29 protein-coding genes and 1 riboswitch are annotated in these 20,897 nt (G+C 24.8%); of the genes, 28 read left to right on the top strand and 1 reads right to left on the bottom strand.

What is annotated here, in order from left to right; all coding sequences use genetic code 11:
- The first annotated feature begins 159 nt into the window (after positions 1-159).
- From KQI36_RS01165 to KQI36_RS01095, 15 genes are all read left to right on the top strand, one after another.
- Complete coding sequence (locus KQI36_RS01165) at positions 160-651, top strand: GNAT family N-acetyltransferase (RefSeq protein ID WP_216449313.1); 492 nt, start codon at positions 160-162, stop codon at positions 649-651.
- A gap of 41 nt (positions 652-692) precedes the next feature.
- Positions 693-1,178 carry a GNAT family N-acetyltransferase gene (locus tag KQI36_RS01160; RefSeq protein ID WP_216449312.1) on the top strand — a complete coding sequence of 162 codons (486 nt, stop codon included), beginning with the start codon at positions 693-695 and terminating at the stop codon, positions 1,176-1,178.
- Between the two features lie 70 nt (positions 1,179-1,248).
- Entirely contained in the window at positions 1,249-1,764 is a 516-nt protein-coding gene (locus tag KQI36_RS01155) for a DUF1643 domain-containing protein (RefSeq protein WP_216449310.1), read from the top strand.
- Between the two features lie 163 nt (positions 1,765-1,927).
- Positions 1,928-2,230 carry a hypothetical protein gene (locus tag KQI36_RS01150; RefSeq protein ID WP_216449309.1) on the top strand — a complete coding sequence of 101 codons (303 nt, stop codon included), beginning with the start codon at positions 1,928-1,930 and terminating at the stop codon, positions 2,228-2,230.
- 324 nt (positions 2,231-2,554) lie between these two features.
- Entirely contained in the window at positions 2,555-3,001 is a 447-nt protein-coding gene (locus KQI36_RS01145; protein ID WP_216449308.1) for an HIT family protein, read from the top strand.
- Between the two features lie 485 nt (positions 3,002-3,486).
- Positions 3,487-3,666: a hypothetical protein gene (locus KQI36_RS01140; protein ID WP_199868918.1), complete on the top strand. Its 180-nt coding sequence runs from the start codon at positions 3,487-3,489 to the stop codon at positions 3,664-3,666.
- A 142-nt stretch (positions 3,667-3,808) separates the two neighbouring features.
- Entirely contained in the window at positions 3,809-4,039 is a 231-nt protein-coding gene (locus tag KQI36_RS01135; RefSeq protein ID WP_216449307.1) for a hemolysin XhlA family protein, read from the top strand.
- 15 nt (positions 4,040-4,054) lie between these two features.
- Entirely contained in the window at positions 4,055-4,252 is a 198-nt protein-coding gene (locus KQI36_RS01130; RefSeq protein WP_216449306.1) for a hypothetical protein, read from the top strand.
- Between the two features lie 2 nt (positions 4,253-4,254).
- Positions 4,255-5,040, top strand: coding sequence for an N-acetylmuramoyl-L-alanine amidase (locus KQI36_RS01125; protein WP_216449304.1), 786 nt, complete (start codon positions 4,255-4,257; stop codon positions 5,038-5,040).
- Positions 5,041-5,214: 174 nt separating this feature from the next.
- Positions 5,215-5,952 carry a hypothetical protein gene (locus KQI36_RS01120; RefSeq protein ID WP_216449302.1) on the top strand — a complete coding sequence of 246 codons (738 nt, stop codon included), beginning with the start codon at positions 5,215-5,217 and terminating at the stop codon, positions 5,950-5,952.
- A gap of 195 nt (positions 5,953-6,147) precedes the next feature.
- The gene (locus KQI36_RS17805; protein ID WP_280527020.1) at positions 6,148-6,282 is read left to right on the top strand and encodes a hypothetical protein; all 135 of its coding nucleotides are present in this window, start codon (positions 6,148-6,150) and stop codon (positions 6,280-6,282) included.
- A 107-nt stretch (positions 6,283-6,389) separates the two neighbouring features.
- Positions 6,390-6,674 carry a hypothetical protein gene (locus KQI36_RS01110; RefSeq protein WP_216449300.1) on the top strand — a complete coding sequence of 95 codons (285 nt, stop codon included), beginning with the start codon at positions 6,390-6,392 and terminating at the stop codon, positions 6,672-6,674.
- A gap of 516 nt (positions 6,675-7,190) precedes the next feature.
- On the top strand, positions 7,191-8,951 hold the full coding sequence (locus KQI36_RS01105; RefSeq protein ID WP_216449298.1) for an ankyrin repeat domain-containing protein: 1,761 nt from the start codon (positions 7,191-7,193) through the stop codon (positions 8,949-8,951).
- 264 nt (positions 8,952-9,215) lie between these two features.
- Entirely contained in the window at positions 9,216-9,371 is a 156-nt protein-coding gene (locus KQI36_RS01100) for a hypothetical protein (protein WP_157450842.1), read from the top strand.
- A 416-nt stretch (positions 9,372-9,787) separates the two neighbouring features.
- On the top strand, positions 9,788-10,660 hold the full coding sequence (locus KQI36_RS01095) for a glycoside hydrolase family 25 protein (RefSeq protein WP_216449296.1): 873 nt from the start codon (positions 9,788-9,790) through the stop codon (positions 10,658-10,660).
- Positions 10,661-10,822: 162 nt separating this feature from the next.
- Here the strand turns inward: KQI36_RS01095 and KQI36_RS01090 are convergent, their stop codons facing one another.
- Positions 10,823-11,077: a hypothetical protein gene (locus KQI36_RS01090; protein ID WP_216449295.1), complete on the bottom strand. Its 255-nt coding sequence runs from the start codon at positions 11,075-11,077 to the stop codon at positions 10,823-10,825.
- A gap of 256 nt (positions 11,078-11,333) precedes the next feature.
- Between KQI36_RS01090 and KQI36_RS01085 the strand changes: the two genes are divergently transcribed.
- The 13 genes from KQI36_RS01085 (at position 11,334) to KQI36_RS01025 (ending at position 20,827) form a co-directional block, all read left to right on the top strand.
- Positions 11,334-11,789, top strand: coding sequence for a GNAT family N-acetyltransferase (locus KQI36_RS01085; RefSeq protein WP_216449294.1), 456 nt, complete (start codon positions 11,334-11,336; stop codon positions 11,787-11,789).
- A gap of 215 nt (positions 11,790-12,004) precedes the next feature.
- Complete coding sequence (locus KQI36_RS01080; RefSeq protein ID WP_216449293.1) at positions 12,005-12,430, top strand: hypothetical protein; 426 nt, start codon at positions 12,005-12,007, stop codon at positions 12,428-12,430.
- Between the two features lie 52 nt (positions 12,431-12,482).
- On the top strand, positions 12,483-12,992 hold the full coding sequence (locus KQI36_RS01075) for a hypothetical protein (protein ID WP_216449288.1): 510 nt from the start codon (positions 12,483-12,485) through the stop codon (positions 12,990-12,992).
- Between the two features lie 126 nt (positions 12,993-13,118).
- Positions 13,119-13,223, top strand: a riboswitch (guanidine-I (ykkC/yxkD leader).
- A gap of 117 nt (positions 13,224-13,340) precedes the next feature.
- A complete protein-coding gene (locus tag KQI36_RS01070) occupies positions 13,341-13,661 on the top strand; it encodes a DMT family transporter (RefSeq protein WP_061994787.1) in 321 nt (106 codons plus the stop codon).
- 130 nt (positions 13,662-13,791) lie between these two features.
- Positions 13,792-14,505 (top strand): class I SAM-dependent methyltransferase, encoded by a 714-nt coding sequence (locus tag KQI36_RS01065; protein WP_216449287.1) that lies wholly within the window; start codon positions 13,792-13,794, stop codon positions 14,503-14,505.
- A 236-nt stretch (positions 14,506-14,741) separates the two neighbouring features.
- Positions 14,742-15,296 carry a GNAT family N-acetyltransferase gene (locus KQI36_RS01060; RefSeq protein ID WP_216449285.1) on the top strand — a complete coding sequence of 185 codons (555 nt, stop codon included), beginning with the start codon at positions 14,742-14,744 and terminating at the stop codon, positions 15,294-15,296.
- Between the two features lie 347 nt (positions 15,297-15,643).
- Positions 15,644-16,171 carry a GyrI-like domain-containing protein gene (locus KQI36_RS01055; RefSeq protein ID WP_216449284.1) on the top strand — a complete coding sequence of 176 codons (528 nt, stop codon included), beginning with the start codon at positions 15,644-15,646 and terminating at the stop codon, positions 16,169-16,171.
- Positions 16,172-16,487: 316 nt separating this feature from the next.
- Entirely contained in the window at positions 16,488-16,793 is a 306-nt protein-coding gene (locus KQI36_RS01050) for a hypothetical protein (protein ID WP_216449279.1), read from the top strand.
- A gap of 92 nt (positions 16,794-16,885) precedes the next feature.
- Positions 16,886-17,560: a response regulator transcription factor gene (locus KQI36_RS01045; RefSeq protein ID WP_216449278.1), complete on the top strand. Its 675-nt coding sequence runs from the start codon at positions 16,886-16,888 to the stop codon at positions 17,558-17,560.
- Between the two features lie 4 nt (positions 17,561-17,564).
- Positions 17,565-18,752, top strand: a complete 1,188-nt coding sequence (locus tag KQI36_RS01040) for a sensor histidine kinase (RefSeq protein ID WP_216449277.1) — start codon at positions 17,565-17,567, stop codon at positions 18,750-18,752.
- Positions 18,753-18,908: 156 nt separating this feature from the next.
- The gene (locus KQI36_RS01035) at positions 18,909-19,451 is read left to right on the top strand and encodes a GNAT family N-acetyltransferase (RefSeq protein WP_216449276.1); all 543 of its coding nucleotides are present in this window, start codon (positions 18,909-18,911) and stop codon (positions 19,449-19,451) included.
- A 224-nt stretch (positions 19,452-19,675) separates the two neighbouring features.
- A complete protein-coding gene (locus KQI36_RS17670; protein ID WP_243151897.1) occupies positions 19,676-19,981 on the top strand; it encodes a hypothetical protein in 306 nt (101 codons plus the stop codon).
- 111 nt (positions 19,982-20,092) lie between these two features.
- The gene (locus KQI36_RS01025; RefSeq protein ID WP_244991446.1) at positions 20,093-20,827 is read left to right on the top strand and encodes a GNAT family N-acetyltransferase; all 735 of its coding nucleotides are present in this window, start codon (positions 20,093-20,095) and stop codon (positions 20,825-20,827) included.
- The last annotated feature ends 70 nt before the right edge of the window (positions 20,828-20,897 follow it).

The following is a 20,897-nucleotide window of genomic DNA, read 5'->3' as shown; positions in this document are numbered from 1 at the left end:
ATAATAATGAAGAAATTTAAAATGCTAATCTGTGAAATCTTTAAAGAAACTCTAAATATATTTTCATATGATTCTTATACCTACCCGGAGAAGCGACGTCCTTAGATTAGGTCAAAAAAATCAAACAAAAATTTAAAAAGTGTAAATGTGGTGAGATTTATGTATTTTGAAACTAAAAGATTGGCTTTAAGAAATTTTGAAATTAAGGATTTAGAAGAATTAGTAGACTATAGAAGTAATGATTTATGCTCAAAATTTCAACGAGGTCAATTTAAAGATAATAAGAATTTAACAAAGCTTATTGAAAAGAGTAAAAATGATGATTTGTTTTCTATAGGCAAAAAACGTTTGGCTATTATTTTCAAAAAAACAAATGAAATTGTTGGAGATATTTTTATTTCTATAGAAAATCAAACTATTTCACTAGGCTATACAATTTCATATAAATACCATAGGCAAGGTTTTGCTTATGAATTACTTTCAGCGTTAATTAAAGAATTACATAAGCATTATGATAAACATGAATTTGTGGCTTGTGTTGAAAAAGAAAATATTGCAAGTAAAAATCTCATGTTAAAATTGGGATTTATAAATGAAGGTCATGAAGAAAAAATTAGTTCATTAGTTTTTAGTAAATATGGTCTAAAATAAATAGGTTTGTCATGAAATTTTAAATGTTAAGGAGAAATAAAGTGAAAAATTTTAGTATAAAGTTCAGAGAACTAAGTGATGATGAATTTGATAAATTCGCTGAATGGGACATTTTAGATTATTCAAAAGATCTGATAAAATCAGGTCTATGCAGTAAGGAAGATGCACTTGAAAGTGCTAAAAAAAGTTTCCATGGATTTTTACCAGAAGGAAAATATACAAAAGATAATTTTATTTATATGGTTGTGAATAGTAATAATGAAGATGTGGGAATTATCTGGTACCAAAAGTATCAGGAGGATATAGCATTTATATGTGATTTTTTAATATATGAAAGTTTTCGTAGACAAGGATATGGAAAGCAGACTTTACTTTTAGTTGAAGAAGAAGCAAAAGAAAAGGGACTTAAAAAAGTATTATTTAACGTTTTTAAATATAATAAACCTGCTTTTTCATTATATAAAAGCTTAGAATACAAAATAATAGATGAAGTAGGAGAGAATATATCTATGTTAAAAAATATTTAAAATTAAATGACATACAGGAAAACTTAATATGATAAAAATAGTAGTATAATTAAATAAGGAGGTTATAATAATGAAAATAACAAGTTCTGTAATTAATAGTGAAGCTGTTTTTTCAAATGATAAAAAATATAGATATAAATTAACTAGAACTTGGGACAAGGATAAAAAGAAAGCTACAATTATAATGCTAAACCCAAGCAAAGCAAGTGAATTAAAAAGTGATAGGACTGTTATAAATGTAACTAATTTTTTGATAGATAATAACTATGGAAGTATAAATATCGTAAATTTATTTGCGTATATGTCTACAGAACCTAAAGAACTTTCACAAAGAAGTAATGAATTTGAGAAGTATAATGATAAGTATATAATAGAATCCTTAGAAAAATCAGATATAGTAATAGTTGGATGGGGATCTGATAATAAAAAATATATTAGTAGAAAGAGGCAAGTTGAAGAATTATTAAAACCACATATAAATAAAATAAAATGTTTTAAGGATGATAAAGGCAAAAAATCTAGACATCCTAGAGATTTAACAGAAAAATGGACATTAGAAAATTATGAGTTTACTTTTAGTAGTTAATATAAAGACTTGTTTAATACAAATTTTTTTGATTGAAAATTTGAAAACATTATTTAATATATAATATGGTAGAGTAAAAAGTATGAAGTGAGCAATGATATATCAGCAGGAATTGATGTTTCCAATTTATAAAGAATATAATTAATAAGGATGTGCTTATAAATTGAAAAATGAGTTTAAAGACTATAACGATATGGACTATAAAAAGTTAATTGATAAATTTTTTTACTATGGTGTTTGTCTTATAATAGCATGTGCATTTAATACTTTATTTGTTGAAGATATTAATCTATTAGTTGGAAAATCTTTGTTAGATAGTTTTCCGAGAATAATGAATGTATATGGACTGATATATAATTTAACAAATTTATTAATCCCAATATTGATTATTATAAACTTAAAATATATTTGTAATATAATATACATATTTATATTAATATTACGTAATAAAGATGTTGAAAAATAGTATATAAGACAATTTTATGTATTTAGAGTAGCTCTTAAGGGGGTACCTTTGCGATTTTGTATAATAAGATAATGATTCTAACTGTTATTATAGAGATTATAATTAGATAATTATTAGTATATAATTTAAAGACTTGTTTAATACAGGTCTTTTTGTGTATAAATATATAAATTCATACTAAATTTTATATATAAATGATATAATAGAAAATGTAAAAAATACAAAATAAGGGGAATTAAAGAAGTGAATAGGAATAAAAAAATTAAAACAATAGATAACTTGTCAATTGACTATAATTAATAGTTTTTATATGGGGGATGTAAAATGAACTGTAAAATGTGTGAAATGCAAAAAAGTATTAAGGATGATCCATACTTTATTATGGAACTTGAAACAGGATATGTAGTTTTAGGATGGTTTCAGAGGTTCAAGGGCTATACCCTTTTCATTTGTAAAGAGCATGGTCCTGAATTACATAATTTAGAACTATCTTTTAAAATTAAATATCTTGAAGAAATGTCTATAGTAGCTGAAGCTGTTTCTAATATGTTTAAACCTGACAAGATGAACTACGAACTACTTGGAAATGGGTGCCCTCATATTCATTGGCATTTATATCCTAGGGTAAAAGGTGATACACCTATAATTAGCTCAGTATATCAATTGTCAAATGAAGAATTATTTGATGAGTCTACAAGGCCTGATGAGGATGAAAGAAAAGAATTGAAGGAAAAGATTAAAAATGAAATTATGCGTATACGTTCAAAATAAGCATTAAGTAAATTAATTGTGTGATATGTAATAATTAAAATAAAAATATGTTTTATGTAATATTTATTATTAAATTATGTATGCTCAGGTAATATTGCTCAAATAGTATATATAATATAAAAGTGTAATAGCAATTTTGCTTCACATGATTTGAAAAAACTTAATTTGGATAATAGAAAAAGAGATCACTTTTCTATTGTCCATTTTTTATATGAAAATTAAGACAAAGTAGGGATTAGAGATGAGGGCACTGAAAAAGCGCCCTCAGAACGTAGAGGTTCTTTTTTTATTTCAATGATTATAGAAAACACAAAAATATGTTTTTATAATTTAAAAAAATAAAATACAAAAAGTATATATTTTATTTTTTGAAATTATAAAAAATGTAATATATATTAAAAAATATAAAATTTTATAATTATTACGGAAATAATTACAATTTAATTATAATAAAACAAAAAATAAATTTGAAGTGGGAGATACTTATGTTAAAAAAAGTAATTATTGCATTACTACTATCAATAGTAGTTCTAATGGTATTTATATATGGCTTAGGAAGTATATTAGCAGGCAAGAATGGAGAAATAATTATATTAACATTGTCTATCCATTTTACAATAATATTATGTACATTAATCATATTGGAGAAGTTAAATAAAAAATGAGATAAGAAAAGATTAGAGTTTACACTTATGGCTTTAATCTTTTCTTGTTTTTATAGAACAATTTATTTTAAAGTTAATTATTTTGAATGATAATAAACAAATATTTTTTATAACTAATATTTATATAAAGGAAGGTGGAAAAATGAACTATGAATTAATACAACATCAATTAAAAACTCATGATACTAGGTTAAACAACCATGCCAATAGATTAGATAAACTTGAACAGGATAATGCAAGTCTTAAAATAGAAATAAAAAATCTATGTGAAAACTTAAAACAATTAACTACAGTTATGAAATGGTTTATAGGATTACTTATAGGAGCTTTTATAAGCTTCTTTTTTTATGCAGCACAAAGAGGTTTGCTATAGAAAGGGATGGTCTAGATGAATCAATTTAAAAATATGTTGCAGATTAAGAAAATCATAGCATTATTAACTACTGTAGTATTTTGTATATTGGCACTTAAAGGTGGAATAAGTAGCAATGAATTTTTAACTATATTTTCAATGATAATAGCATTTTATTTTGGACAAAGTTCTACTAGACAAGCTATAAAAGAAAATAGCAGGGACGGTGAATAAATATGAAAATAGGAATTGATTGTGGTCATACTCAATATAGAGGAAGTTATGATTATGGATCAGTAGGGATAAGAAATGAAAGTGATTTAACTAGAGAAGTTGGAAGCTTAGTAATATCAAAGCTTAAACAGTTAGGTCATACAGTTATTAATTGTACAGTAGATACTTGTTCAAGTTTAGGAGATAGTTTAGGAAGAAGAGTATCAGTAGCCAATAGTAATAAATTAGATTTTTATGTATCAATTCATTTTAATTGTTTTAATACTCAAGCTTATGGAACAGAAGTGTTCACATATGGAGCTAAGAAGTATAAGCAAGCAAATGATATTTTAAATAACTTAGTTGCATTAGGATTTACCAATAGGGGGATAAAAGATGGTAGTGATTTATATGTAATAGGTAATACAAGCTGTGAAGCTATGTTAGTTGAGGTATGTTTTTGTGATAATTCAAAAGATATGTCAATATTTAATGCTGAAAAAGTAGCTAATGCAATAGTAAAAGGATTAACAGGTCAAACGGTTGAAAATAATCCAATAAAATCTCATAGAAATGTAGTTGTATATGGTAATGATGTAGATAAAAGAGCAGCAGAATATTTAAATGATTGGTTGAATGTAAATAAAAAAGATTCTATTTTAGCCCATAAAAAGGATTATAAAGTTGGAATGGGAAGAAGTGTTTATGCAGTTGGTGGTGGATTAGATGATATAAAGGCCAATGTATATTTAAAAGGTTCAGATAGATTTGATACATTAAAAAACGTTATCAAAAGAATAGGTTTATAATTATTGAAGGTAGTTCTTAGGAGCTACCTTTATTTTTATATCTTAACATATAATTTAGAGAGAGTATTATATGTATTGGATTTATTTTCCTTGAAAAGACTGAATTTGATTTGCCACACAGTTATTATAGATGATAAAATTATTAAAAAATCTATAAATAAGGGGAGTGTAATTGTGGGATTTTTGAGCAAATTATTTGGTAAAGATAAAACTGAAGGTTTAAAATATGACAGAGAGTTCATTATAGATTATTTAAATATAGATTATAATACAACATTAAAGGATGTAAAAGTTTTGTTACCTTCAAATAGTAATCAAATAATAATTAATAATAACAGTATGTATTTTGATTCAAGTTATATAGAAGAAGTTGGATATAGTAAAGATGGTTTATATAGAAAAATATTTACTAGAAAGTTTGCATTTTGGATAACTCCAAGTGCTTATAAACATTTTCTAAATATAATTAAAGACCGTGAAAAGCAATATAAAAAAGAAAAAGAGGAAGATTTAATAAAATTGAAGCAAGTATATGAAGAAGAGCTTGAGTATGATAGTATTGACAATGATATATATATATGTTGTATTGTTAATAAAAGTGAAAATGATTTGGGAAATATTAATTGTGGAGGAAACAGAAAAAAATTTTTAGAAATAGAAGAATGTATTTCAAATATATGTAGCAAAAATAATGGAAGATACTATAAAACTCAAGCGGAAAATGCTAAGTTTGCAATAATATTCTCTTGTAATTCAAGAACAGCACAAAATGTAAAATCTCTTAGAGAAAAAGGATATAAAGTAACTAGTTTTGAAAATGCTTTAAAATTTTTAAAATTAACAGAACTATGGGATATAAATAAAATGAATGATGAAATCAAACGAATAAATGAAGAAATAAGGTTGTTATAAATTATATATTAAATATAATAAAGTATTAATAGGTGAGGTAGAAATTTAAATATAGTATTATAGATATGGAATAGATAGTGTAATAGAATCACTAATTTCATATCTTTTTTTATATACTATAAGTATAAATTATGTAGAGGAGAGTAAGTATTGAGAGTATAAGATGTAAATTTAGAGAAGAACCAAAGAAGATACTTGTTAGTTGATGATACTGTACTACCTATAATACCAGTAGCAAAATATTTAAAGTATATTGATAATAAAGAAAAGACATATTGCTATTCTTTAAAACTATACTTTGAATATCTTAGAGAAACAAGTGTAGATTAATTATGCTAATATCTATAAAAAGTTATAATTTAATGTAAACTACATTATAATTAATTCGCAATTGTAAATTTATACAAAATAAATAAAGAAATAATGGAGGTAAAAATGTGTGGATAGTATTTGGTGGGATTGCTCTAATATCTACTTTTGTAAATCTTTATATGTATAAAGTAGGAAAGAATTATAAACTTGTTATGGCAATAGGATTATCATTTACAGCATTGACACTTTGTTCAGAGTATACACTTTTATCTGGATGGGTAAAAGTGAATGATTGGACGGCTTTATTAGATGTAGTTCCTTATATGGAAACTACATTATGGATTTTAACTATTATATCTATTGTACTTAATATAACACCTATACTTTTAGAATTGAAAAATAAAGAATAATCGCTTTTAAATTATATATACTATACATGTGTAATATATTATAAATATTATTTTTTCAAGTTTCTTTAAAATTACTCTTGATAAAAAAATACCTTGCCTGTTTTTCTTTTTTGGAGACATTAAGAATAAAAGAATATATTTATGAAAATAGTTTTTTATATTTAGTAGTATAATCTAAATTACGATGCTATTAGACGCATTAAACGCAGTAATTATGGCACAAAAAAACAGTGTCCTATGATGAATTTGATTTTATAAACAGTGGATTAAAAGCAGAGAAGGTAATTACTATAGGATGAAAGGTTGGATTTAATAGATATACAAGTTTTAAAGATGCAGCAAGTTTAGTCTGATTTAAAGGTAGTTCTTAGGAGCTACCTTTATTTTTTATATGTAAAATTAAAAAATGTCAAAGCACGTTAGATTTATTCTAAGTTTGTCGAATTTATGTACAAGAACTATTTAATAAGTTAAAATTTTATATGAAATATAAATTTTTACATAAAAGGAGACAATATGGAAGGTTATATAATTTTATTTATTATAATTGATGGAGTGTTAGCAATTTTGCCAGCTAATGTTGCCAAAAGAAAAGGAAAGGATTTTGCTGCTTGGTATATATATGGATTTTTTCTTTGGATTATAGCTATGCTTCATGCTATATCATTACCAGAACAGAATATTTATAACTCCAATATAAATAGCAACGATACCACAAATAATTTAGAATTTAAAGTTTTAAGTCATGGTAATTTAGAAAATAATATTGATTTAAATTCGCCAGTTGAAGTTTTAGAATGGGATATTCTATCAAAAAATGATGGTAATATATACTTTAATATTTTGTTTAGAAATTTACATCAAGGAATAATTTCAGCTATAAAATTAGAGATACAAGGTTTTAATTCATTCAATGAAGTAGTAAAAGTTGAGGGAAAGGATACTTTTACATGCTATATACAAGATCTTGATGGACAATTAGGATGTAAATTTAATAATAGAAATCCTGTACTGTTACCAGAAAAAGATATCAGAAAATTAAATATTTCAATAAAAGAAATTGCTTTTAATAATGGAAATTTTATCTACAAAAACAAGAAAAATGAAATAGAAAGAGAAATTGAATGTATAACTGAAAATGAAGAATTGATGACATTAAAGAAACATACTAAAACAGGGATTTGTTATGCTAAAGAAGAGAATAATTTATGGATTTGCGTATGTGGAAGACCTAATTATGAGAACGTAAAAAGTTGTGTGCGTTGTAATTTAGATAAGGAATATGTATTTACGGAATTATCTAGGGAAAAAATTCTTGAAGAGATTGAAGAACAGAAAAAAATTGAGGCAGAGGAAGAAAAAAATAAAATTTTAAAAGAGCAAGAGTTTGTAGAGAAACAAAAAAAAGTTAGAAAAAGAAAAGTTATATATATGAGCAGTTTTATAGTTGTATTAGTTATAGTTGCACTATGTTCTAGATTTTATAATAAATTAGAGACTACACCGTTAACAAAGTTTGTTAAAGATGGAAATATGAAAAAGACAGAAATGTCTATAAAACTTGGAAATGATATTAATGAAGTTGATGACAATGGTGATACACCACTAAATATTGCTATAAAAGAAGGAGAGACTGAAGTTGTTAAGAAATTAATAGAGCATGGAGTGGACTTAAATAAGAAGGATGAAAATGGAGAAACTCCATTTGATGTTGCAAATAGATTAAAAAAGAAAGAAATAGAAGATTTGATTTTAGAGCATGGAGGGAATGGATTTAAAAAGACAAAAGTAGAATTAAACATTGATAGTAGTATAATTAGGGCAGGGCTTTTTTCAACAGTTAATGGTGAGGTAAATAAGATAAGTGCTATTTCAAAAGTATATTATAATAAAGGCAAAGAAACTGACAAAGTAGAATATTTTTTTAGTATAAAAGAAAAAAATTATATGTATAAAGGTAAAATTGAAAATGGTTTTTTTGATGGATTTGGAGCATTATATTTACAAGGATATGGATATGGAAGGGAAGATTTTGGAAAATTATATGATGGGGAATTTAAAAAAGGTAAATTTAATGGTTATGGATGTTTCTATTGGTGTTTAGAAAGTTCTGAAGGGGTTGAGACTGTATATATAGCTGCAGATTTAAAAGATGGAAATATCACTGGTGACTATTCTAGATATTATAGTGATGGAAGTAAAAATGATAAAGGCACTTGTTATAATGGCATAGTAACAAGTAATGTTTATGGTGTTACAGATGAAAACTCAAAATGATATAAAATTGTACAAGCTTTAGAATAAGTAAAATATCATATAAAAAATGGTCTGTATTAGAATGAAGTTTTATACTTTATTCTAATACAGACCATTTTTGTTTTAGATTAAAAAATAGAAAAGTAAATAGAAAATAAATGTTTAGAATTATTAAAATGGGAATAATTCTAGATATATGGTTTTAAATAGAAAAATATAAATTGAGTTATGAATAGCTAATAAATTTTATATTATATACTTTGGTAGTAATGGAGGATATATATTATGAATATGTTAAAAAAAATTGATAAAAAGAGAAAAAGAATAGTTGAAGTTTTTCAAATAGTAGAAATTATATTTTATATGGGAATAATGCTTATAAAAGAGTTACTGCTTATCTTTGTAAATGGTTCAATACAAAGAGTGAAGATGCTATTTTAATACATAGGAAAAATCATAAAATTGGGATGGGGATGAGTACCTATGAAGATGGTGATGAATTATATAATGTAGAACTTAATGTATATTTAAATGGTACTAAAAAATTAATCAAAAGATAGGATTCTAATTATTGCAGGTAGTTTTTTGATGTCTCCTTTATTTTTATTTTAAATTTAAAGATTATTAAGCAAAGTACTAATTAAAGCATAGTTTATATTATAGCACTTTAAAAAATAAGTCTAATTATTATACAAAGATATTTAGAATGAAAAATAAAACTATATATAGAATATTATCTTTTATTTTTAGTAGTTTTTTACTCATTTTTAAATTAAAATTTTTTAATGCTCTATTTAAAATAATAGGTAATATTATCACAATTGAACCAATGAATAGGCTAAAGGAGGAAGAACGACTTGAAATTAAAAGGAATAGATGTAAGTGAACATCAAGGAATTATAAATTGGGACAAGGTAAAAGGTGAAATAGATTTTGCTATTATTAGGGTTGGCTATGGAGATAACATGACTAGCCAAGACGATAGTCAATTTAAAAGAAATATACAAGAATGTACTCGTTTAGGTATTCCTGTAGGGGTTTATATATACTCTTATGCAGTTACAATAGACCATGCAAAAAGTGAAGCAGAACACGTTTTAAGAAATATAAAAGGTTACAAGTTAGATTATCCAGTATACCTTGATTTAGAGGACGAAGGAACTACAGGCACTTTAGATAACAGTGTTATAGCATCTATAGCTAAAACATTTTGCGATATTATAGAAGCTGCTGGATATCATGTTGGAATTTATGCTAACACTTATTGGTTTAATAATAAACTTACAAGTGATATATTTAATAGATATGATAAATGGGTAGCAGAATATAATTCTAATTGTAATTATAGAGGTAATTATGGTATATGGCAGTTTACAGATAGTGGAACTTTTGATGGGATTAATGGACAAGTTGATACAAATTATTGCTATGTAGACTATCAATCTATTATAAAAAAATCTAGCTTGAATGGAAGTGAAAAAAATTTGAAAGTTTATAGAAATGTTGTTGTTTATGCTAAAGGATCAGACGCAGATGAATGTATAGCTAAAATTCTATCATGGAAACTAGAAGATTGCATTGTGGTTAATCATGAAGAATATGTAAAAGGTATGGGTAAAAGTGTTTATAGTGTTGGAGCATTAACCGGTGTAGAGGCTAATGTTTATATACGTGGTAAAAATAGAGAAGAAACTCTTAAGCTTGCTGAGGAAAGAGTAGGGTTAAGATAAGATTAATTCTTAATTAAAAGTTACTAATATAGAATAAATAATATAAAAATACCCACATATTAAGCTTGTCTAGTTTAATATGTGGGTATTATATTAAAACCTAATATTATATTAGATGATTTTTAGTTAGTGTAGAAAATATAAAATTATATTTATATTTATTTAACACCAAAATATCCAGTCAAATAGGCCGCAGCCACAATTATCACAACAGTCATTGTTCCAATCATTACAACAGTTATTGTTCCAATCAGTGCAACAGTTGTTAATCCAATTGTTATTGCAATCATTGTTGCAGTCATCCCAATTATCACAGCAGTTGTTGTTCCAATCATTACAACAGTTATTATTCCAATTATTATTACAATTGTTGTTACAATCATTGCAACAGTTATTATTCCAATTGTTACATGACATAAAAAATCCCCCCAAAAATTAATATATATTTATATATTATAATATGAGATTATAATGCATTTGATATTCAAATTATGGGAGTACATTAAATTAGAAAGAGGGATAATTAAATAAATATAGAATATTTTAATGGGCATTATGAAAAAATCCATTCAACTATTATAGTAAATGCAATTATGGAAAGAAACTTATTAATATAAAGTAATAGTATTAGAAAATCACAATAAATTTTATGCTATGTGAGAGGGAGGATAGTATGATATATAGATTAGCAACGGAAAAAGATATTCAGACACTTTCAGAAATGAGATGGCAGCATGAATATGAAGAAGAAGGAAATTTTCAGATTTCAAAAAAAGATTTTATTAAAGAGTGTAATTTATTTTTAGTGAATGGTTTAAAAACTGGAAGTTGGGAATATTGGATAGCTGAAGATAATAATAAAATTGTTTCAAATATATATATAAATAGAATAAGAAAGGTACCTAAACCACAAAAGTTGTTTGCAGAAATAGGATATGTAACAAATGTTTATACAAAAATAGAATTTAGAAACAAAGGTATAGGATCGGAGCTTATAAAAAAAGTGAAACAATGGGCATTAGATAATAAAATAGAATTGTTATTTGTTTGGCCAAGTGAAAGGTCGATAAACTTTTATAAACGTCATGGATTTTTAATAGAAAATGAAGTTATGGAATTAGAAATATAAATGAAATATAAAGTTATTTTGGATAATCCCTTTTTATATTTTAAAATAAATAAAGGGATTTTAAGCATTTTTTAGCTTTATAAACTGGAAATATAAAAATAATGGAGGTTTATTGTTTGTAAAATGTTTAGTATAATTTAATTGTAGGAAGATAATACATTTTTACAAATAAATACTAAAAGTAATAAATAAAATAGAATAAAGAGGTGTAAACAATGGTAAAAAAGAAAAAAATTATGATTGGATGTATACTAGCTTGTTTGTTTTGTATTGCTGGGGGATATTCATATGTAAATATTAATCAAAAGAAGAATTTTAGTATAAATGAAATAGGTTGGAGTGCCCAAACAATAATGTGGACTGATAAAACTAAAAATAATGTTTATGATATTAAATTTCAAGAATTTGATGGAACAGAGTTAAAAGAAATAAGCTCTTTAAAGAATTCTTATAAAATGAAAATTGACTCTAATGTTGAACATGGAGACTTAAACATTAAAATTTATAATAATAGTGAAGTGTTATTTGAGGAAGATGGTACTGTTGATAAAACTATTTCAATTCCCAATAACAATGAAAAATTAAAAGTAGAAATTAATGGTGATAATGCTAAAGGTCATATTAAAATTAAATTAACATAAAAGTATCACTATGCCTTATTTTACTGCAAAATAAATTTTAAGGGGATTTGTTATGAACAATTTTGAAAAATTAATTTTTGTTTTTGTAGGGGGAATACTACTTTTAGCTTTAATAGGAAAAATAGAAGAAAAAGATATGGAGAAAAAAGAAGAGTTAGAAATAAAAGCTGAAATTAAAAGAAATAATAAAAATTATATAATGAAATTTACTGATTCACTTAGATATATATCAGGGTTTAAAGATAAGGGAAAAGCTATGCTACAATCAATGATTTTAATGGATAATGAAATTCAATTTGTATTTTCAGAAATAACTAAAATTATTAAGGCAGATAATATAAAAAATATATATGTAAGTAATGAAGAAGATATTAGTGAAAAAATGCCTTGGCAAAAAGCTATAATATTTAATGAAGAAGAATCAGTAAAGAAACATAAAAAGAAAATGTTGAGAGAGTTTATCATGATTGAGTGTATATATAATAACTATGAAACTACTGTGATAATAGAAGGTATTGATGTAGAAAGTAAAGTTTATTCATTAAGATTTGTATATATGTAATTTGAAGAAAATTATGTTTTGAATAATTTCATATTTTTCTTATATAGGTTGAAAATAAGAACATTAATAAATATTGACTATCTTAATAAATTTTGATATATTAGGATACATAAAAATATATATGTCTTAAAAGTTTTATAGGGTTCCGCAATTTTAAATTAAAAATTGGTCTGGTCCAAGATAAAACGTACAGTTTAACTGTATTCACGGAAGGATAAAAGCCTGGGAGATATTTTGCGTATCGACCTTGGCTTTTTTTATTTGTCATTAAAAGGAGGGGAATAAGTTGAAAATTTTAAAAGAAATAAATTACGTTTAACTATTTAATATTAGAAAGGAATGAAAATTATGCAATGGTTATTTTTAGTTTTAGCAGGTTTATTTGAAGTAGGATGGGCTTTAGGCTTGAAATATTCAGAAGGGTTTACAAAATTTATGCCAAGTGCATTTACTGTATTGGGAATGATAGCAAGTTTTTATTTTTTATCATTATCATTAAAAAATCTTCCATTGGGTACTGCATATGCAATTTGGACAGGAATTGGTACTGTTGGTACTGTAATTTTAGGGATAATATTATTTAAGGAACCAATAAGTATTACTAGACTAATTTGTATTGGATTTATAGTAATTGGAATTGTGGGATTGAAGTTAGTATCATCTCATTAATTGAAGTTTTAATATATTTGAGATAGTTCATGGTTGAATTTGAATATTTGAAATATTTACTCTTTTAATAATATTTAGTATAATTATAATAAATTTGTTAAAAATACAAATTAGTATAGGAGGAATATAGATGAGTAATACAATTGATAGTGAAATTGTAAATAGTGAAGATGACATATTTATTATGTTAGATAGCTTAATGGAAAAAAGAGAGAACAAATGGTGGAATGATTTTTATTCTAATAAGGATAAACCTGTACCGTTTTTTGAAAATATTCCAGATGAAAATCTTATTTCGTATTTTGATCCAGGTATGTTGAATAAAGGAAAGGCACTTGATATAGGTTGTGGAAATGGAAGAAATTCATTATATCTTGCACAAAATGGGTGGGATGTTATAGGAATAGATTTTTCCAATACTACTATTGAATGGGCTATTGAAACAGCTAAAGCAAATTCTATAAATGTAGACTTTTTATGTCAATCCATATTTGAATTTGAGAATGAATTAGATAGCTTTGATTTTATATATGATAGTGGATGTTTTCATCATATAAAGCCACATAGAAGAAATCAATATTTAAATATTATATTAAAACATCTAAAAAAAGATGGATATTTTGCAATGACTTGTTTCAATTTGAAAGGTGGAGCAAATATTTCAGATTATGATGTATATAGAGATTATTCAATGCATGGAGGCCTTGGGTTTACTGAATATAAATTGAAAAAAATTTTGGAACCATATTTTGAAATAATTGAATTTAGGGAAATGAAAGAGTCATATAATGATAATGTTTTTGGGAAAAGTTTTCTATGGACAGTACTAATGAAGAAAAAATAAAGAGGCTTTTAGAAAAGCTTACTTTTTTTATTTTATAAAATAAATTAAAAATTATGATGTTTTTCATTGGTGATGCTATAGTGAAATAAGCTTCCATTTAAGGTTTATTTTATACAAGATAGAATGTTCAATTCTAAGTGATTCAGAGTATATTTCACTATTTGGGTTGTCTAAATTTTAGAATGAGTAATTTAAAAAGTCAATTCAAAATTCTATAATAGGGGGTGAATAAGATTGTGTTAAAACATAAGGGAACAGAAAAACTAGAAACTGAAAGACTTATTTTAAGAAAATTTAAAGAAGCAGATGCGTTAGACATGTTTAATAATTGGGCATCTGATTCGGAAGTAACTAAATATCTTTCATGGTCTGCACATAAAAGTGTTGAAATAAGTAAACAACTCATAGAAATGTGGATAAATAATTATAAAAATATGGAACAATACCAATGGGCTATTGAGTTAAAAGAAACTGGACATGCAATTGGTAATATTAGCTTACTAGAGATTAATAATAATGATGAAAACTGTGAGGTAGGATATTGTATAGGTAAAGCATTTTGGAATAAAGGTATTATGACAGAAGCATTATTAAAAGTAATTGAATTTGGTTTTAATGAAATAGGTTTTCAACGTATAGGAGCACGTTTTGATGTAAATAACCTTGCATCAGGACGAGTAATGGAAAAGTGTAATTTAATTTATGAGGGAACTTTAAGAAAGTTCATTAAGGATAATAGTTGTAACTTAGTTGATTGCAAGTATTATTCAATATTAAGAGATGAATATTAGAAATAATACTAAAACTTAATAAAGTAGTCATATGTTATGAAATAAAGCTACTCATTAATTTTTTGAGTAGCTTTAAATATTATATTTCTATAAAATCAACATTCTCTGATTTACAACTAAGCGTAGAATTACGTATTGAATTATTTTTATATTTTACTATATAAAACATATAATTTAAGATACATAAGTTGCAAACTATTGTAAATGGCTGTAAAATATTGTTATACATCCCTAAATAGTTATTCTAAAATGTATGTCATCCATTTCATACTAAAAATAGATTTATAGAAAAATTTAATTTCTATTATAAAGTTGACTTTTGTATGGAAATAAAAGGGGGTAGAAATATGGAGTATCATATTATTGAAAAACAAGAAATTGAGATTGTAGGAGCTACTAGAATTTTTGAAGAATGTATTACAAATGCTAAAATTAATAATTATCAAGAAAAGAATATAGATATATGGTTATTTTGGGATGAATTTCTTAATAAGGGAATGGATAAGAAAATTGGGAATGAGTATAAGCTTTATCGTCCACCATTTTGGAGAATATGTGCAAGGAAAACATTAGATAATGGAGAAAATGTTATAGCTATTGGTGCAGAAGCTGATGGTAAGGATTATAAAGATTTAGATACATTTAAAATTCCAGCAAGTACATGGGTTGTATTTGAGACTAAGGAATTTTTAAGTAAGGACAATAACACTATAGAAAGTTTAATGAAGGTGATTAATACAGAGTGGTTACCTACAAATGGTTATGAAAAGTCAATGAATTATGAAATTCAAGTATATTGTCCAGAAGAAGAAAAATCAAATAAATGTGGTTTTGAAGTATGGATTCCTGTGAGAAATAGGAAAATAATTAATTAAAAATAATTTATTAAAAATAATTTATTTAAACAAAGAAAATGACATAAGTTTATAGCTTATGTCATTTTCTTTGAAGTTATATTTATTGAATTAAATAGATTTTATAATTAATTAATTTTGTAATAAAAAATTATATTAATATTGATAAATTTCCAGGATATGAACATACATGGCTATATGAAATATTTTGAATAGTTATTTTATAACAATAGAATATAATAAATTTCATTTTAAAATCTAACTTTAATCTAACTTTAACTTATGTATAATAAAGCCATGATATAGAACATCAATAAAAAACAAGGAGGATTTTAATATGAAAATGAAAAAATTAGGTATTCAACTTTTAACAGTAGCTATGTTAGTAGGTACAACAACAAGTGTTTTTGCATCAAGTCAAGGTGGGGAAAATATTGTTGATAAAATTTCAGCAAAAATAGGTACTTACGCAGAAGGGAAGGCACCTGAGATGCCAAAGGATGCCATACAATTAGAGAAAAGTGATGTTAATAGTGATAATGAAGAAGACTTAAATGGTGAAGTTAAAACGTATAAGCAAGGAGAAATGCCTGATAAGCCAGAAGGTGCCGTAGAAATGAATAAACAAATCATTGAAAATTAAATAGGAAATAAATAAGTATTATATATATGGTTAAAATATATCATAAAAAGCCACACAAATTTGTGTGGCTTTGAATATTTAGGAGGTGTTTTATGAAACTTTTGCTTGTTGAAGATGAAAAAATGTTATCGAAAGTTATAACGAAGGGGTTAAAAAAACATGGATATGCAGTTGATAATGCATATGATGGTGAAGAGGCACTACAGTTTTTAGAAATAAATGATTATGATTTGGTTATATTAGATTTAAATTTACCTAAAATAGATGGCATTGATGTATTAAAAGACATAAGGAAAACTGATAATGAATTAAAAGTAATTATCTTGTCTGCAAGGAGCGATGTTGAGGATAAAATTATAGGTTTAGATAGTGGTGCCAATGATTATCTTGCTAAGCCCTTTGAGTTTGCAGAATTAGAAGCGAGAATAAGAAATTTATTAAGACGTGCTTTTGTGCAACAAAATGTAAAACTTTCTTGTGGAGAAATAACAATTGATACTGCTAGCAAAATAGTAAAAGTTAAGGATATAATAGTAGAACTTACTAAAAAAGAATATTCCATTTTAGAGTATTTAATGTACAATAAAAATAAAGTTATAAGCGCAGAAAAGGTCATTGAACATGTTTGGGATAGTGACGTAGATTTGTTTTCAAACTCATTTAAGTTTCACATTCATTCTTTAAAGAAAAAACTATCAGTATCTGAAGGGGATGTAATTAGAAATATTAGAGGTCAGGGATATATTCTTACAGATGAGAAGGTGTGATTATATGAAAAGAATAATTACTTTAAAAACTAGAATTACTGTTTTGGTAGGTATTATTATAATACTGATTGCCATATCTCTAACTGGTATATCTATTAGTAGTGCAAATTATTATTTTTTGAAAAATAATATGGATAGGGAAATTATTGAAAATGAAAACAGCGATTATATAAATAGGGAAGAATTTATTGAATCGGTTAATAAGGAAAATAATATTGGAAATATAGATGTACGGATTAAGGCTGTAGAGGCTCAAAAAAATTTTTCTATTCAAAGTATAATTGTAATGATAGGAATTATAATTGCTGGTATTTGTGGCACATATATTATGGTTGGTAAAGCATTAAAACCACTTTCACAACTTAGTGATACAGTTCATAATATTAATGATCAAAATTTAAATAAAAGGATTGATGTAAAAGATAGTAAGGATGAAATAAGTAGTCTTGCTAAATCTTTTAACTCAATGCTAGAAAGATTAGAAAAATCATTTGCAAACCAAAAAAGATTTTCAGCAAATGCTGCTCATGAATTAAAAACACCTCTTACTACAATTAAAGCATCACTAGAAGTTTTAAAAATTGATGATATGCCAAGTGTAGAAGATTATAAAGAAAATGCGGATATTGTTGAAAAAAGCACTAATAGACTTATTAAAATAGTAGATGATTTATTAAAGCTTACATCTTCTGAATTAGTAGATTTTAATGATGAAATACATTTAAAAAACTTATTCAAAGAAATTTTAAGTGAATTATCATTTAGAATAGAGAGTAAAGGAATAACAATAGATTTAGATATACAAGAGAACAATATACATGGAAATAAAACTTTATTATATAGAGCTTTTTTTAATATAATAGAAAATTCTATAAAATATGGAAAAAGCAATGGGTATATTAATATTTCATCAATGCTAAATAAAGATAAAATTATTATAAATGTAAAAGATAACGGTATTGGAATTTCACAAGATGACAGGGAACATATTTTCGAACCATTTTTTCGCTCTGATAAGTCACATTCACAGCAAATTAAAGGTTCAGGATTAGGGCTATCAATTGTAAAAAGCATTATTGATAAACATGATGGTAAACTGTCAGTTAATAGTGAAATTAATAAAGGGACAGAATTTAAAATTGTTTTTAATAAAAAAACTATACTAAGCATGGAAGATTTTAAATTAAAATAATAAGAATAGTGTAGAAACTATAGAGTAAATGAAGTTACTTATTCTAACTTAAACTAACATATTAAATCATTAACATTAATTTAAATTATTAAGATTGACCTTTACGCTATGTAATAACTTATAATTAAAGTATAAATTATTGAGAGGTATTTAAAAATGGTTAAACTTGAATATTTAAAAGAAAAAGATTTAGAAAAAATTGTAGAGTGGAACAACAATAAGTCATCAGATTATTTATTGCAATGGGCTGGACCTAGTTATAATTATCCTTTAACTATTAATCAAGTTAAAGATTACTATTTTAACGATGTTAAAAAGCATAATTCTAATATATTTCTTTATAAAATAATTATAGTTTCTACAAATGAAATTATAGGAACCATTGAACTTCGTGAAGTGGATAAAACTAATAAAATAGGTAGAGTATGTAGATTTTTAATTGGAGAAGAAAATATTAGGTATAAAGGGATTGGAACACAGGCATTAAAAGAATTATTAAGGATTGGATTTGAAAATTTCAATTTTGAAAAAATAACTCTTGGAGTGTTTGATTTTAATGAGAGTGCAATTAAATGCTATGAGAAGTCTGGGTTTTTAAAAGAAAAATTTATAAAAAATGCAAGAAAAGCAAAAGGTGGATATTGGAATTTATATGAAATGACCATTTTAAAAAGTAAGTGGAGAATAATGAATAAGTAAGTTATTTTAAAAACTAAAAATGTAGTCAAATGAATTTATTATAAAATTATTCAAAAATGAATTGCTGTATTTTTAGCATATATAGTATTAACTTTTACAAAATGTAATATATAGTGTATAATAATATAGTGATTTTAAAATAATAAAGAAAGGTTAAAGAGGTTATAACAGCTAATGATTTTAAAAAGTATATAGAGTTAATAGGAAAACTAAGTAATGTAGAAGTGCGAATATGGTACAATAGCAAAGATAGAAATATAATTAATAAGATAGATAAGTCACTATCAATAAAGAAACAAGCTCAACAAGCTCATTTTTTAAGGAATAAATATAGAATGCAAGCTAGAAAGTTAATGAAAGATAAAGAACTAGCAAACCATTTAAATTATAATAACACTAACAAGCCATTTGAATATTATGAAAGCAAATATATGAAAAAAGGATATGATGGTGATACACTTTATCAAAAAATAATAGATGCTTCTACCAGATCTAACAAACAAGTGAATAAGCAATTAGGATTAAGTTAATTGCCTTAGTTTTTGAAGCGCCCATTAAGGGGCCTTTTTTTTTATTGTAAAAAATTCAATATAGAGAACTGAATTTGAAATTATTATTAATTAATTGTAAGATTAATTCTTATGAATATTAAAATACATTATTTAGTTAATATTACTTTTATTTTCTACGAAAACATTACAAAATTAAATGGAGAATGGAAATATATTTTTAAAAGGATAATTATAAATCAAGAAGAATTAATATCAATATGTGATGAAATTTTTAGAAGAACCGTATTGAAAGTTCTTATTATACATTTCATAGCAATTAAATTTGAGTTTTTATATGAAAAAATTGGGGTGGTTATAATAATGGTACAAAGCATTAAAAAATTAATAATTAGAGAAGCAAAAATAGGGGATGCTAATGAAATTATAAAATTAGTGAAAAAAGTAATGGGAGAAGTACAGTTTTTTACTAAAGAGTCAGAAGAATTTAATTTAACAGTTGAACAAGAAATAGAATATATTAAAAAAACATCATTATTTTTAATTGCGGAAATGGAAGGAAAAATAGTTGGATGTACTACATTACAAAAAGGGAATTCAATTAGGACAAGACATGTTTCAACATTTGGAATAACAATTTTAAAAGAATATAGTGGGTTAAAAATAGGAAGTGCTTTAATTAAGCGTGTAATAGAATGGGCAAAAGTAAATGAAATAGAAAAAATTGAATTAGAAGTTTTCAGTAAAAATGTTGTTGCAATTGGGCTTTATAAAAAATTTGGTTTTATAGTGGAGGGTGTCCGTAATAAAAATATAAAAATTAATGGAAATTATGAAGATACATTGCTTTTAGCTAAATTTTTATGAGAATTAGATTTAAATTAAATAGTATTATATATTAAATGAAAGATTTGGTATTGTAAAGGATGTATATAAA

It is taken from the genome of Clostridium senegalense, assembly GCF_018916625.1.
Lineage (GTDB): Bacteria > Bacillota > Clostridia > Clostridiales > Clostridiaceae > Clostridium_J > Clostridium_J senegalense.
Note: the sequence above shows the minus strand (reverse complement) of the source record. Positions and strands in the feature narration are given on the sequence as shown.